Annotated in this window: 10 protein-coding genes; 2 read left to right on the plus strand and 8 right to left on the minus strand. The window is 71.5% G+C overall.

Going from position 1 to position 15152, the window contains the following annotated elements; genetic code table 11:
- Positions 1–3: 3 nt before the first annotated feature.
- The 5 genes from OG730_RS02550 to malX form a co-directional block, all read right to left on the minus strand.
- Positions 4–1809, minus strand: coding sequence for an ABC transporter permease/substrate binding protein (locus OG730_RS02550; protein ID WP_327302570.1), 1806 nt, complete (start codon positions 1807–1809; stop codon positions 4–6).
- The gene (locus OG730_RS02555; protein ID WP_327309128.1) at positions 1809–2882 is read right to left on the minus strand and encodes a quaternary amine ABC transporter ATP-binding protein; all 1074 of its coding nucleotides are present in this window, start codon (positions 2880–2882) and stop codon (positions 1809–1811) included. Before OG730_RS02555 ends, OG730_RS02550 begins: the two co-directional genes overlap by 1 nt.
- Positions 2883–3064: 182 nt before the next feature.
- Positions 3065–4042 (minus strand): SigB/SigF/SigG family RNA polymerase sigma factor, encoded by a 978-nt coding sequence (locus OG730_RS02560; RefSeq protein WP_327309129.1) that lies wholly within the window; start codon positions 4040–4042, stop codon positions 3065–3067.
- A 421-nt stretch (positions 4043–4463) separates the two neighbouring features.
- Positions 4464–5696 carry a MalY/PatB family protein gene (locus OG730_RS02565; RefSeq protein ID WP_327302571.1) on the minus strand — a complete coding sequence of 411 codons (1233 nt, stop codon included), beginning with the start codon at positions 5694–5696 and terminating at the stop codon, positions 4464–4466.
- Between the two features lies 1 nt (position 5697).
- A complete protein-coding gene (gene malX, locus OG730_RS02570) occupies positions 5698–7299 on the minus strand; it encodes a maltose/glucose-specific PTS transporter subunit IIBC (RefSeq protein ID WP_327302572.1) in 1602 nt (533 codons plus the stop codon).
- A 193-nt stretch (positions 7300–7492) separates the two neighbouring features.
- On the opposite strand from malX, the gene OG730_RS02575 reads away from it, so the two are divergent.
- Complete coding sequence (locus OG730_RS02575; protein ID WP_327302573.1) at positions 7493–9055, plus strand: S8 family serine peptidase; 1563 nt, start codon at positions 7493–7495, stop codon at positions 9053–9055.
- 104 nt (positions 9056–9159) lie between these two features.
- On the opposite strand, the gene OG730_RS02580 is transcribed toward OG730_RS02575, so the two are convergent.
- Both OG730_RS02580 and OG730_RS02585 read right to left on the minus strand, forming a co-directional pair.
- Positions 9160–10659, minus strand: coding sequence for a cellulose binding domain-containing protein (locus OG730_RS02580; RefSeq protein ID WP_327302574.1), 1500 nt, complete (start codon positions 10657–10659; stop codon positions 9160–9162).
- On the minus strand, positions 10587–12260 hold the full coding sequence (locus OG730_RS02585; RefSeq protein WP_327302575.1) for a beta-N-acetylhexosaminidase: 1674 nt from the start codon (positions 12258–12260) through the stop codon (positions 10587–10589). The genes OG730_RS02580 and OG730_RS02585 overlap by 73 nt, the downstream gene beginning before the upstream one ends.
- 241 nt (positions 12261–12501) lie before the next feature.
- On the opposite strand from OG730_RS02585, the gene OG730_RS02590 reads away from it, so the two are divergent.
- Positions 12502–13347 carry a GntR family transcriptional regulator gene (locus tag OG730_RS02590; protein ID WP_327302576.1) on the plus strand — a complete coding sequence of 282 codons (846 nt, stop codon included), beginning with the start codon at positions 12502–12504 and terminating at the stop codon, positions 13345–13347.
- Between the two features lie 77 nt (positions 13348–13424).
- On the opposite strand, the gene OG730_RS02595 is transcribed toward OG730_RS02590, so the two are convergent.
- Entirely contained in the window at positions 13425–15002 is a 1578-nt protein-coding gene (locus tag OG730_RS02595) for a reprolysin-like metallopeptidase (protein WP_327302577.1), read from the minus strand.
- Positions 15003–15152 lie beyond the last annotated feature (150 nt).

Here is a 15152-nt window from a genome sequence, read left to right on the forward strand (position 1 = left end):
CGCTCAGGCGAGCTTGGCGACCTCGGGGTGCTCGGCCAGCCAGGCGCGTACGGCCTGCTGTTCCTTGCCCTTGCCCGATTCCTGGATCTTGGCTTCCAGGCCGGTGAGCTGGGCCTCCGTCAGCTTGAAGGACTTCAGCCACTGGGCGACCTTCGGCTCGTCGGCCGCGAAGCCCTTGCGGGCGACGTTGTGGATGCCGTCGCCCTTGCCCCAGGCGCCCTGCGGGTCCCCGAGCTTCGTCAGCTCGTAGGAGGCGTACGCCCAGTGCGGCGACCAGAGGACGACCGCGACGGGCTCCTTCTTCTCGTAGGCCCGCTTGAGCTCGGCCAGCATGCCCGGGGTGGAGCCGTCGACGATCTTGTACTCGCCGTCGAGCCCGTACTGCGGCAGCACCTTGTCCTTGAGGAGGCCCATGGCGCCGGCGCTGGGCTCGATGCCGATGATCCGGCCCTTGAACTGGCCCGCCTTGCCCTTCAGGTCGGCGAGGGTCTTGACGTCCTTCACGTAGGAGGGGACGGCCAGCTCGATCGAGGTGGGTCCGAACCAGGAGCCGAGGTCGTCGAGCTTGTTCCCGTACTTCTTCCAGTACTCGGCCTGCGTGGACGGGAGCCAGGCGTCGGTCTGGAAGTCGACCTGGCCGCCCGCGAGCCCGGTGTAGAGCGCGCCGAGCTCCAGCTGGCGGGCGTCGACCTGGTAGCCGCGGCGCTCCAGGAGCTCCTTCCAGAGGAAGGTGGAGGCGATGCCCTCGTCCCACGGGATGTAGCCGATGCTGAGCTTGCGGCCCTTGCCGATGTTCTCGACGCCTGCCCCGCCGGCGGCGTTGACCTGGGACTTCCCGGAGTCGCCGAAGATGCCGATGCTGCCCGCGACCAGGGCCAGCACCACGGCCGAGGCCACGGCGAAGACGGGCTGCGGGCGGTGGCTCCACACCTTGGCGGTGCCGGTGGCTGCGGAGCGGGCCTTGGCGAGGGTGCGGCGGCCGAGCGGGGAGACGTGGCGGCCCAGGGCGCCGGTCATCCGGTCCAGGTACATGGCGAGGATGACGATGGAGATGCCGGCCTCGAAGCCGAGGCCGATGTCCACGCTGCCGATGGCCCGGTAGACGGCGCCGCCGAGGCCGCCGCCGCCGACCATGCCGGCGATGACCACCATGGACAGGCCGAGCATGATGACCTGGTTGATGCCCGCCATGATGGTGGGCAGCGCCAGCGGGAGCTGGACCCGTACGAGGGTGTCGCGCGGGGTGGTGCCGAAGGCCTCGGCGGCCTCGACCAGTTCTGCGTCGACCTGGCGGATGCCGAGTTCGGTCATCCGGACGCCGGGCGCCAGCGAGAAGATGATGGTGGCGATGATGCCGGGCACCACGCCGACCCCGAAGAAGATGATGCCGGGGATGAGGTAGACCATGGCCGGCATGGTCTGCATGAAGTCCAGGACGGGCTTCATGGCGGCGCTGACCTTGTCGGAGCGCGAGGCCCAGATGCCCAGCGGGATCGCGAAGACCAGCGTGACCAGGGTGGCGACCAGGACCAGCGCGAGCGTGGACATGGCCTCGGGCCACAGGGCGACGGAGTCGACCAGGGCGAAGCCGGCGAAGGCCAGCAGGGCGGCGAGCAGCCCGCGCAGCCACCAGGCGGCGACGGCGAGGATGCCGGCCAGCAGCAGCGGGTTCGGCGCGTTCAGGACGGCTTCGATGCCGTCGTAGAGCCCGGTGACGAGCGTGGCGATGGCGTCGAACAGCCAGGACAGGTGGCTCTGGAGGAAGTCGACACCGCTGTCGACCCAGGATCCGAGGTTCAGGCGGGGCATCAGGCCGCCACCTCCGTGCAGTCCAGCGCGGCGCGTCGCTCGTCGCCGATGAAGGCGACGAGGCGGCCCTGCGGGACGGAGCCGAGGACGGAGCCGTCGTCACCGGTGACGGTCACGTCGTGCGGGACGCGGGCGCTGACGGCGCACACGTCGGCGAGCGGGGTGCCCGCGGAGACGGTGGGGCAGCCGCAGTCGGGCCGGCCGCCGGCGGCTCCGGTCATGACGGCGTCGGCCGTCAGCACCCGCGAGCGGTCCACGTCCTGGATGAACGAGGCGACGTAGTCGTCGGCGGGGCGGGTGAGGATGTCCTCGGCCGTGCCCTGCTGGACGATGCGGCCGTCGCGCATGACGGCGATGGAGTCGCCGAGCCGCATGGCCTCGTTGAGGTCGTGGGTGATGAAGACGATGGTCTTGCCCAGGCTCTTCTGGAGTTCGAGCAGCTGGTCCTGCATGTCGCGGCGGATCAGCGGGTCGAGCGCGCTGAAGGACTCGTCCATCAGCAGCAGGTCGGCGTCGGTGGCCAGGGCGCGGGCGAGGCCCACGCGCTGCTGCATGCCGCCGGACAGCTCGTCGGGCCAGGACTTCTCCCAGCCGCCGAGCCCGCAGAGGGCCAGCGCTTCGGCGGCCCGCCGTTCGCGCTCGGCCCGGGGGACGCCCTGGACCTCCAGGCCGTAGCCGGCGTTCTCCAGCACGTCGCGGTGCGGGAACAGGGCGAAGTGCTGGAAGACCATGCTGATCTTGGTGGAGCGCACGCGGCGCATCTCGGCCGGCGAGAGGGCGGTGAGGTCCTCGCCGTCGAAGAGGATCCGGCCCGCGGTGGGCTCCAGCAGGCCGTTGAGCATGCGCAGCAAGGTGGACTTGCCCGAGCCCGACAGACCCATGACGACGAAGATCTGGCCGGGCTCGACGCGGAACGAGGTGTCGATCACCGCCGCCGTCGTACCCTCGGCGCGCAGCTCGTCGCGGTCGGTCTCGCCGCTTTCGAGCGCGCGGACCGCTTTCGCGACGGCCGCTCCGTTGTCGGGTCCTTTACCGAACACCTTGTACACGTGCTCGGCTATGAGCGTGGACACATACACCTCAAGGGTCGTACCGAAGACGACCCACCGGCGTGCGTGCGGCCGGCGGGCCGTGGAGCGCGACGGGATCCGCCCGTCACCCGCGCCCCGGCCGCTGTCGGCCGGCGGACGAGTCCGCTCCAGCAGCGCTGATGCCCGCACTTAACCTCTGCAAACGGTGAAGTGAGTCATGTCACTTACGCTGCGTCGCCGCCCGCATCCACGACCACGCCCGCGCAACCGGATTCCGCTTCCTGCGGGGCCGCGGCTTCGGGGCCCTCCGGGTCGGCGAGCATCGAGGCCCGCAGGTGCGCGAGCACCCGGGTCAGGAGGCGCGAGACCTGCATCTGCGAGATGCCGAGGGCGGCGCCGATCTGGGCCTGGGTGAGCTCCTCGCCGAAGCGCATCGACAGCATGCGCCGCTCGCGGTCGCTGAGGCGTTCCAGCAGCGGTGCCAGGGTCTGGATGTCCTCGACGCGCTCCAGCGCCGGCTCCTCGGCCCCCATGGTCTCGGCGAGGCTGTGGCCCTCGGTCCGGCCGTCGGCCCGTTCGGAGCCCGGGGCGTCCAGGGAGCCGCTGGTGTGGCCGTTGGCGGCGACGAGCCCCTCGATGACCTCCTCCTCGGTGAGCGAGAGGTGTGCGGCGAGGTCGGCGACCGTCGGCGGGTGGTCGAGGAGCGCGGTCAGCTCCTCCTTCGCCTTGGCCAGGTCGATGCGCAGTTCCTGGAGCCGGCGCGGTACGCGGACCGCCCAACTGGTGTCGCGGAAGTGCCGCTTGATCTCGCCTGTGATGTACGGCATGGCGAGGGAGGCGAACTCGACCTCGCGGGCCGGGTCGAACCGGTCGATGGCTTTGATCAGGCCTATGGTGCCGACCTGGAGCAGGTCGTCGAGGTCGCCTCCGTCGCCGCGGCCGCGGAAGGGGCGCATCGCGAACCGGACGAGCGAGATGTTCATCTCGATGAGGGTCTCGCGGACGTACCGGTACTCGGGGGTGCCCTCGTCGAGCTCGTGGAGCCGGCGGAAGAAGAGCCTCGTCAGCTCGCGCGCGTCCGCGGGGGCCACCTCGCGGGGCTCCGCGATCCGCGGCGGGAGCGCGGTGGCGGCGGGCTCCGCGGCGGGGCCCCGGTCTGCGGCGGGGCCGGTAACAGGGGCGGCGGGGCCGGGGGCGGGCACGGCGGGGGCGGGGGCGGGCACGGCGAGCCGGCCGGCGCAGGGGCCGGGGCGGCGCCCGGTGCGGGCACCGGCCCGGGCACCCGGAAGGGATCCGGGCTGGGAACCGGACACGGCGCCGGGCACGGCCCCGGAAAGGGACTCGGTGCGCGGACCGGGCAGGGCCCCGGAAAGGGAGCCCGGCAGGGGGCCGGAAGGGGGGCCGGCGGTATGGGAGAACGGGGCGGGCATGGGCACGGGGTCGCTCCTTGGGCTGGTCGGCTTGCGGCGCAGGACCTTGATGGGCGTACACCCTAGCCGGTTCCGGATCCGTTCCCCAGTTCCCTTCCTCCTAGATCAACCGGCCGGGGCCCGGCCATATTTGCAGCAGGCCCCGTTCCGGTCGCACATCGGCCGTCCGGCCACAGCACCCTCGACCGACCGGTCAATTCCCCTCGGCCGCGGGCCCGGTGGCGGTTGCCGGAGCGGCTTCGGGGGCCGCTCCCCCGGGGGCGCCCGAGGTGGTGCGCAGGGCCCGGATCAAGGCCTCGACACCGGCCTGCGCCTTGGCGCGCGGGCAGCCCACATTGAGCCGTACGAAGCCCGCGCCTTCGGGCCCGTAGGCGGTTCCGGGCATGATCGCCACCTTCTCGGTATGAATCAGCTCACGTTGGAGCACCTCGTCGGGAACTCCGAGGGGCCGGAGATCGATCCAGGCGAGGTAGCCGGCCTGGGGCGGCTGCCAGTCCAGCTCGGGGAAGGACCGCAGAAGCCGCTCCCGCACCAGGTCCAGGTTGCCCGCGACGTAGGCGTTGAGTGCGTCGAGCCAGGGCCCGCCCTCGCGGTACGCCGCGATGTGTCCGGCGACGGAGAGGACCGCCGGGGAGGACAGCCCGTCGGCGTCCTTGAGCAGGGTGAGGTAGCGCCCACAGGACTCCGCGTCGCCGAAGATCCCGTAACTGCCGGTCAGCGCGGGAATGTTGAAGGACTTCGAAGCGGAGGTCACGATCGCCCAGCGGCCGCCCGGGCGGCCGTGCAGCGCCCACGGGCGGTGCCGGTACAGGGCGTGCGCGAGATCGGAGTGGATCTCGTCGCTGATCACCGCGACCCCGTGCCGCTCGCACAGCGCGGCCATCCGCTCCAGCTCGGCCCCGCTCCACACGTGTCCGGTGGGATTGTGCGGGGAGCACAGCAGCAGCACGCTGGTGTCGGGGCGGGCCAACTCCCTTTCCAGGGCGTCCCAGTCGTGGAGCGGGACCCCGCGGAACTCCCGGCCGCGGGCCGCGAGCAGGCGCGGGAAGGCGTCGTAGGCCGGGGTGTGGACCACGACCCCGTCACCGGGCGAGGACCAGAGGTCCAGGATCCGGCCGACCTGGTAGAGGACGGCGGGGGCGTAGGCGATGCGGTCCACGTCGACGGGGGTGTCGTAGCGGGTGGCGTACCAGTGCCGGACCGCGGAGAGGAAGTCCTCGTGGCGCCAGCGGGAGTAACCGAGGACCCCGTGCTCCAGGCGGCCGCGCAGGGCGGCGAGCACCTCGGGGGCGGTCTCGAAATCCATGTCGGAGATGGTGAAGGGGAGCAGGTCGGGCACCCCGAAGCGGTCCTCGACGTAGTCCCACTGCGTGCACCAGGTGCCGTGCCGGTCGACCGGCACGTCAAAGTCGTACGCGTCTTCCATGTCAGCCGACCGGGGTGAGCTCGGCGATGGCGTCCTTCACGGACTGCACCTGGGGGCCGATGATGACCTGCACGTTGTGCTCGTCGAGCCGGACCACGGCGATGGCTCCGAGCTTCTTCAGCCGGGCGTCGTCCAGCAGCGCGGCGTCGCCGACGGTCATGCGCAGGCGGGTGATGCAGTTGTCGAGGGCGTGGATGTTGGCCGGGCCGCCGAGGGCTTCGAGGATGGCGACCGGGTCGTACTTGCCGGCGACCAGCTCGGCCTTGGGGGCGTTCGCGTCGGCGGCGTCCCCCGTGTCGGCCGTTTCGGGGCCGGTGGGCTCGTCGTCGCGTCCGGGGGTCTTGAGGTTGAACTTGGTGATCGCCCAGCGGAAGAGGAAGTAGTACACGGCGAACCAGATCGCGGCGATCACCGGGACCAGGTACCACTTGGTGGTCGTGCCCTGGAGGACTCCGAAGACCAGCAGGTCGATGACGTTGCCGTCGGTGTTGCCGATGTACACGCCGAGCACGGCGGAGACCAGGAAGCCGAGGCCCACCAGGACCGCGTGGATCAGGTACAGCCACGGGGCGATGAAGAGGAAGAGGAACTCGAGCGGTTCGGTGACCCCGCCGACCACGCAGGCGACGACACCGGAGATGAGCAGCGCCTTGATCTCCGGGCGCATGGTGCGCTTGGCGCAGTGGTACATGGCGAGCGCGGCGCCGGGCAGACCGCCGAGGTACGCGGCCATCTTGCCCTGGGACAGGAACTGGGTCGCGGTGTGCGCCGCGCCCGAGGGGGTGGGGCAGGAGAGCTGGGCGTAGAAGAGGTTCAGGGCCCCGCTGACGTTCTCCCCGCAGACCACCCCGGCTCCGCCGGCGTCGGTGAAGCGGAACAGGGCGACGAGGATGTGGTGCAGGCCGATGGGGCGCAGCAGCACCTCGCCCATGCCGAAGAAGAAGGGGCCGAAGACTCCGGCGTGCGCGATGCCCGTGCCGACGGAGGCGATCCAGCCGCCGAGGGTGGGCCAGACGAGCGGGACGAGGAGTCCGACGATGCTCATGGCCAGGGCGGAGACGATCGGGACGAAGCGCAGGCCGCCGAAGAAGGCGAGCGCGTCGGGCATCTGCTTGGTGCGGTAGCGCTTGTGCAGCAGGGCCACGATGACACCGACGGCGACCGCTCCGAGCAGTCCGGTGTCGATGGACTTCACGCCGAGCACGTCGGCGATGCCGTAGTGCGCGATCTCGCCCTTGTCCTCGAAGTCCACGCCGCGCGTGGTGAGGAAGAAGTTGACCGCGAGGTTCATGGAGGCGAAGCCGACGAAACCGGAGAAGGCGGCGACGCCCTTGTCCTCGCGCGCCAGGCCGAGCGGAATCGCCATCGCGAAGAGGACCGGGAGGAACTTGAAGGCCACCAGTCCCGTGTTGGACATCCAGGTGAAGGCCAGCTGGAGGGGTTCGTTGTCCAGGAAGGAGAGGTTCCGCAAGACGGCCGGGCTGGAGAGCGAGGAGCCGACGCCGAGCATGATGCCGCAGAAGGCCAGAAGGGCCACGGGCAGCATGAAGGTCTTGCCCAGGCCCTGGAGGAATTCCCAGAGCGCTGCCTTCGTCTTCTTCATGGTGGATCTTTCGTCCGGATTCGGAGGGGGTCGCACGTAAAGGGCTCGTACATAAAGATTCCGTTCTGTGAACGGACGTCGCTAAGAGGAGAAGGACCCCAATCCATGAGGCCCGAGTCCTCCCTCGCCGCCCTCTTGTGCGGAGCTTGTGAACGCAGCACTCTGAGCGGACGACTCAGGGGGGTCTGCATTCATGATCAAGAGATCGCGTTTATTACGGCGCTGTGGAGCCGTACTCGCACTCGCCTCGGCGCTCGCACTCGGGGCGGAAACCGGGGCCTCGGCCGCGGACCAGCCTGAGGGGGTGGTCCTGTACGCCGGAGCGCCCGGAGCCGTCGGCGACAGCTACCTCGTCCTGCTGGATCCGGCGCGCGCGGGTTCCCGTACGGACCGGGGCCGGTCCGTGGTCGAACGGTTCGGCGGCTCGGTCGCCCGGACGTACGACTCGGCGGTCAACGGCTTCTCCGTCCGGATGACGGAGCGCCAGGCCCGGCGGCTCGCGGCCGATCCGGCCGTGACCACGGTCGCGCAGAACCGGAAGCTGCGTCTGGACACCACCCAGCCGACCCCGCCGTCCTGGGGGCTGGACCGGATCGACCAGCGCAGGCAGCCGCTGAACAACGCGTACACGTACGCCTCTTCGGGCGGAACGGGCGTGACCGCGTACGTCATCGACACCGGGGTCAACATCGGCCACAAGGACTTCGGCGGGCGGGCCCGGTACGGGTACGACGCGATCGACGACGACAACGTCGCCGAGGACCTGCACGGGCACGGCACGCACGTGGCCGGAACGGTCGCGGGCACCACCTTCGGGGTGGCCAAGCGCGCCAAGGTGGTGGCCGTCCGGGTCCTCGACGCGAGCGGGTCGGGCACGACCGAGCAGGTGGTCGCCGGAATCGACTGGGTGACCCGCCACGCGGTCAAGCCGGCCGTGGCGAACATGAGCCTGGGCGGTGACCCGGACAGCGTCCTGGACGCGGCCGTGCGGGGTTCCATCGCCTCGGGCATCACCTACACGGTGGCCGCGGGCAACCAGGACAAGGACGCCTCGACCCACTCGCCGGCCCGGGTCTCCCAGGCGATCACGGTCGGGGCGACGAGCAGCCACGACGCCCGCTCCTCGTACTCCAACTACGGTTCGCTGGTGGACCTGTTCGCCCCCGGCGACTACATCACCTCGGCGGTGTACTGGGACGACGAGTGGAGCACCCAGATGTCGGGGACCTCGATGGCCTCCCCGCACGTCGCGGGCGCGGCGGCGATCTACCTGTCCCTCAACCGCACCGCCACCCCGGCCCAGGTGGCGACCTACCTGAAGTCCAAGGCCACCACCGGGGCCGTGCTCGACCGCGGTTCCGGCTCCCCGGACCGCGCCCTCTACCTGGGCAGCGTGGCGAACCGGGTGGTCACCAAACGCGTATCCAACACCAAGGACTACGCGGTCGGGGACCTGAAGACCATCAGGTCCCCGATCACGGTCAGCGGGGTCGAGGGCAGCGCCCCGTCCAAGCTGGAGGTGGAGGTGTCCGTCAAGCACCCGGACTCCGGCACCTTGCGGATCGACCTGATCGCACCCGACGGGACGGCGTACCCGATCAAGGACGAGTACACCGACTGGGGCGAGAGCGACCTCGTCGGGCTGTACTCGGTCAACGCCTCCTCGGAGACGGCGAACGGGGTGTGGCGGCTGCGCGTCTACGACGCCTTCGCCGGCAACACCGGGTACCTCGACTGGTGGGCGCTGCGGTTCTGAACGGCACGCTTCTGAACGGCAAGGTCTGAACGGCAAGGAGGCGCGCTCCAGGGCCAAGAGCCCTGGAGCGCGCCTCCGTTCACGTCCGCCGGATGCCGGCCGGATCAGCTGCCCGGGACGGTGTCCACGAAGGCCGTTCCCGCGGTGCGGTAGCCGCCGACCTTGGCCGCGACCTGGGCCGGGGTGAGGACCTGGTCCTTGACGTGCAGGACGTAGTCCACCTTCTGGTCGTAGGCGCGCGGGGTCGAGCCCGGCTGCCCGTTGAGGTCGATCAGCCACTGGTTGAAGTTGATCGACATGCCCCGCTCGGGCAGGTACTTGGCGTCGTGCGTGCCGAAGACCTGACCGTCGATGTAGTAGGTGATGACGCTGTTGTCGATGGTGAGCACCAGGTCGTGCCAGCCCGCGTAGCTCAGCCGGGACTCGGTGTGCTGGTTGACGGCCACCCACGGGTCGGCCTGGTACGTCTCCCACGAGGTGGTGTAGAGGATGTTCGAGGGCTCGCCCCAGCCGCCGTTGGGGAGGTACTCGAAGTCGTACTCCGAGTAGTCGTCGGCCAGCGGGGCCTTGAGGTCGTTGATGGGGAAGAAGGTCTGCACGAGGTGGTCCCCGTCCGGGCCGTACTTCGGGGCGTCGGAGAACTTCACCCGCGCCGCGTACGTACCGTTCTTGAACTTCATCGTCTTCGTGAGGATCTCGGTGTGCTTGGTGCTCTCGCCGGTGCCGGCCGTCGAGGTCTCCAGATTCATGATCGTGTTGCCGCCCTCGGCCGCGAAGGTGACGTTCTCAGGCGCCCAAGTGGCGCCCGGGACACCGGGCCCGCCCGCGTTGGAGCGCACGCTCCAGCCGTGGGCCCCTATCGCCGGGTCCGAGGAAGAGGTGTAGGTGAAATCGTCGAAGAGGGTGGCTCCGGCCGGTCCCGGGTCGGTCGGGGTCGGCGTGGGGTTGGTCGGCGTCGGGGTCGGGTCCGTCGGAGTCGGCGTCGGGTCGGGGACGTTGCCCCCGGGCGCGGTGCCCCAGACGGTGCCGGTGCCCAGCTTGGCGGTCACCTTGTCCCAGTCGGCGTACGCCGTGCGGGACCCGTCGAAGGAGTAGTCGTCGGACTGGCGCAGCGTCTGCCAGTCGGCGCGGTAGAAGCGCAGCTGCATGTCACCGGTGTCGGCGCCCGGGGCGAGGCTGCCGGCGCCACCGGTGAAGGTGATCTCCAGATAGCGGTCGGCGGTGGCCGTCGGGGTGGCCAGGGTGCCGAAGGTGCCGGTGATGTTGGCGCAGCCCTTGACCGCCCAGGAACAGGCGAACCGGTACTGGGTGGTGGGGCTGTCGGCCTTGAAGTAGTAGCGGAAGGAGACCTGGTTCAGGGCGACGGTGCCGGAACCGTTGTTGACCACCTTGAACCAGGGCTCCGCCTGGTCGGCGGTGGCGCCGGTCGCGCTGGTGCGGTACTGGACCTTGACGGAGTCGGCCGCGGCGGTCGCGGGCAGGGCGCCGAGGGCGGCCGAGCCGAGACCGGCGGTCAGGGCGAGGGCCAGGGCTACGGCCGTACGGCGCTTGCGGACGGGGGCACGGTCAGGGGTGTGGCCGGGGGCGTGGGTCGGGGTGCGCATGCTGCGTTCCTCTCGGGGTGGGGGGAGGGAAGGGATCGGCCGCGCACGCCGAGGGCGGCGAGCCGGGTCTGGTGGTGGCCTTGGCGCCGGAGGAAGTCCGGCCAGTCGCGGTGCGCCGACCAGGCGGTGTCGGCCAGGGCGCACAGGCGGGGGAAGGCCAGGTATTCGAGCTCGGCCGGGGTGCTCGCGTACTCGGTCCACAGCTGCGCCTGGGTGCCGAGCACGCGGCGCGCGGCCTCGGGCTCCCAGTGCGCGGGGGCGGGGTCGTTGTCGTAGACCCCGCGCAGGTCGAGCACGCCGCCGTCCTGGCCGCGCGGTTCGCCGGGGTCGGCGGACTGCGGGTAGTCGAGGTAGGTGGAGCGGTAGGGAGTCATGATCACGTCGTGGCCGCGCAGGGCGGCGGCCCGCCCGTGGTCGGCATCGAGCCAGGCCAGGGCCGTGAACGGGGCGGGCAGCTCGGTGCCGGTCCCGGTCCAGCCGAGCGGGCGGCGGCCGAGCCCGGCCAGGTGCTTCGCGGCCTCGCCGAGGAACCAGCCGTGGAGGGCGCCCGGGCCGGGCAGCCCCTCGGCGGCGACCCGGGCGCGGGCGGCCGGGGAGCGTTCCCATTCCACCCGGGGGCATTCGTCGCCGCCGAGGTGCACGTAGGGACCGGGGAACACGTCCGCGACCTCGTCCAGCACGCCCCGGCAGAAGTCGAGCACGGCGTCGTGGACCCCGAAGACGTTCTCGCAGACGCCCCAGCGGGTCCACGTGTCCAGCCTGACGGCGGGCCGGTTGCCGAGTTCGGGGTAGGCGGCGAGGGCGGCTCGGGCGTGGCCGGGCATCTCGATCTCGGGTACGACGCTGACCCCGCGCCGGGCCGCGTAGGCGACGAGCCCGGCGAGTTCGGCGCGGGTGTAGGCCCCCTCGTGCGGGATCCCGTCGCCCGCGGTCTCAGCGCGGCGGCCGCCGATCTCGGTGAGCCGGGGGTAGGCCGCGACCGGCATCCGCCAGCCCTGGTCGTCGGTGAGGTGGAGGTGCAGGACGTTCAGCTTGTGCAGCGCGAGCAGGTCCACGAAGCGGCGTACGTACGACACCGGCTGGAAGTGCCGGGCCACGTCCAGCAGGGCTCCGCGCCAGGCGAACCGCGGCCGGTCGGTGATCCGTACGCAGGGCAGCGACCAGCCGGCGGCCGGCGTACGGGGCTGCGCGCGCCCGGCGGCCAGCGCCTCGGGCGGCAGCAGCTGGCGCAGGGTCTGCACCCCGTGGAGCAGCCCCTCGGGGCGGGCTGCGCGCAGCAGGACGGAGTCGGGGCCGACGGTGAGGGCGTACCCCTCGGCGCCGAGGGGCTCCTCACCGGGGCCCGCGGAGGCCGTGTCGCCCGGGGTCAGGAGGAAGGCGATCCGCCCGTCGGGGTCCGGTGCCAGCGGCAACCCGGTCGCGGGGGTGAGCAGTTCGCGCAGCAGACCGGCCGCCGCCTCGGCGCCGGGACCGGCGCGCAGTCCGGTGCGGTGGTCCAGGGTGAAGCGGCCGGGCAGGACGGTCACCGAGTCGGGGCGCGGGACGAGCGCGAGGTCGGAAGGGAGGGAAGGGTCGGCAGCAGCGGCGGCAGCGACGGTCACGGTCTCGGGGATTCCTCACCTGGCCGTTCGTCAACTCCTCTGACAACTCATGCGAGAGGGAGTGGAGTTGACCAACTGACCAATTGGTTAGCTGAGTGGCTAGAAGGTGACACGCCCCGCGTGCGCCGTCAACCCTGCACGGGCCCACAAATTTCGGCGGACTCCTCGCGTCACCCTCCCCTGAGTGGTTAGATACACATGACCAGTTGGACAGGTGAGCAGAGAGAAATGGGGGCGGGCCATGACAAAGGACGCAACCGACTCGTCAGGATCCGTACTCAAGCGCGAACGGGTCCGCGAGCACCTGCTGGGGCTCATCGACATCCGGCGGCCCGGCGACGCGATCCCCTCGGAACGCACCCTGTGCGCCACCCTGGAGGTCTCCCGCCCCACCCTGCGCGCGGCGGTGGACGAGCTGGTGGCCACGGGCCTGCTCGTACGCGAGCACGGGCGCGGGATGTTCGTCGCGCCCGCCAAGATCACCCAGGAACTGGCCGCCGACGAGGCGGCTTTCGCGATGCGGCAGGCCGCCGGCCACTGGTCCAGCCGGATCCTGGAACACTCCACCGTCCAGGCGGGCGCCCGCATCGGCCGCCGCCTGCGCATCTCCCCCGGCGCGAGCCTGCTCTACATCGCCCGACTGCGGCTGGTGGACGGGGCCCCGATGGCCATCGAGCACCTGCACATCCCGGCCGACCTGGTACCGGCACTGACCCCCGCGGAGCTGGAGGCCGGGGACCTCTACGAGCACCTGCGCGACCACCACGGCGTGTACGTCCACGAGGCCCAGCAGTCCATCGAGCCGACCGTGGTGAACGAGGCGGAGGCGGGCCTGCTGGACGTCCCGCTGCTCTCCCCCGCCCTGCTCATCGAACGGCTCACCACCGATTCCACCGGCCGGCCCGTGGAGTACGTGCACTCCGTCTACCGGGGCGACCGCTACCGGATCGTCTCCCGCCTGGCCCTAGGAGCTTCCCCGGGCTCCGCACGGCCCGACGGCCACCACCCGGGGATCCCGCCCGGCGACCTCGGCCGCCGGACGGTCATCACCTCCACCACGACCGGGGACGTCCACACGAACAATTGACCGCCCCGAACGGCCGATGCAGGCTCGCGGACGGCCCGGTCAGGCGTGAGGGGCCCGGTCAGACGCGGACGGCCCGGTCAGGCGCGGACGAAGACCGCCTTGAGGTCGTGGGCCTTGTCCATCGTGACGTTCACCTGGTTCGCGGTGATCGCGTAGCGCTGCCCGTCCAGCTCCCACGCGGCGATCCGGTACCCGCGCGGCGGGGTGGCGGTCACCTTGATCGAGGTCCCCGGCCGGTACGGGCCCCAGGTGTCGGGGCGCAGTCCCTCGCCCAGCGTCAGGGCGTAGCGCCCGCGGAGCTCGGTGGGGGCGCGATAGCCGGCGATGAGCGGGGTGGTGATCCGGGCGACGGCCGCGTTGTTGTTGTAGGCGTCGCCGAGCGGCTGCCCGTCCCAGGTGTTCTCGGTGTTCGAGTACTGGTTGACGGCCGTGCAGGGACCGCCGCAGGCCGAGGAGTAGGCCATCAGCGTGTGGAACCGGCGGTCGGGCGTGACGTAGCCGGTGCTGTAGGGGGTGGTGAGGTAGGGGCGGTAGTCGGCGCCGCCCATCTGCTCGTCCAGGGTGGCGCGGTCGTGCCACAGCCCGAGGTTGTGGCCCACCTCGTGGCCGAAGTTGTACCAGAGCGCCACGGTCCGGTAGTCGACGACCGAGTACGCCTGGTCGTCGGTCTTCTCGCTCGGCGGCTGCGGCAGGCTGCCCTGCCCGCTGCTCGTTCCGTTCGGGACCTCGATCATCAGGGAGACCAGGTCGGCGCCGTACTTCTCGCGCAGCGCCGCGGCCGGGGCGCCCAGCCGGGGCTCCCTCGGGTTGGAGATCAGGCCGTGGACGACCGGCGCGGTCTCCTGGTCCGCCGGGGCGTAGTAGTTGGCCTTGTAGGTGGCCACGATGTCCACGCTCGCCTTGATGTCGCTGTCGGCGAAGGCGTGGTTGATGCTCGTCTCGGCGAAGGCGATCCGTGCGAGCATCGCCTCCTCGCCCCCCATGCCCCACTCGGCGCGCGGGGTGTAGCCGACGACCATGTCGATGACCACCGGCTCCGCGGACGCGGCGCGGGTCATCAACTGCCTGCGCGCCTCCGCGATGACCGCGGGGTCGGGGTTCTCGTACTGCGGGTCCGCGTCGTCCTGCGGGGGCTTGACGTGGAGGTCGGGGTCCTCCTCCGTGATCAGCAGCCGCCCCGGTTCGTTGCGGGGCTGCGCGATGCGGAACGCCGTCTCCCCCAGGTCGAGGAGGGCGTCCACCCCGACGGTGTCCGGCCTGGCCCCGGGGTCGCAGACTCCGGTGGTCGACAGCACCACCCGGCGGTGCACCCCGGACCCGACCGGGTGCCCGTCGAGCTTGACGACCTCACCGCTCCACTGGACGGTGCCTGCCGCGGGGTCCCGTTCCACGCCCGACTCCACGACCTCGACGGAGGTGTCGGGGAACGGCCTGAAGGTGTGCCTGCGGGGGGTGCCGAAGGGCTGGTCCGTGCACAGCCAGCGGTAGTCGGCCAGGTCGAGGTCGATGGTGCGGCTGCGCAGGACGTGGCCGGGCGGCGGGGGCTCGGCCGCCGGGTGCGCCGGCGCGGCGGCCAGGGCGGGCGGCAGTCCGAGGGCGGTGGCGGAGAGGGCGGCGAGCAGCCCGGTGGCCAGGCCGAGACGAGAGATGATCATGGGCGTACGAACGCACGTCCCACCGGCCCGGTCCACGCCGACACCCGCTCCCCCGAGCGCGTCACCCGGGCACGCCGCCCCCGCTCACCCTGACGGGCCCGGTGCGGCACGGTCGGCCGACCGGCCGTTGCGCCGGCCGCCGCTTCACCC

The organism is Streptomyces sp. NBC_01298, from assembly GCF_035978755.1.
GTDB lineage: Bacteria > Actinomycetota > Actinomycetes > Streptomycetales > Streptomycetaceae > Streptomyces.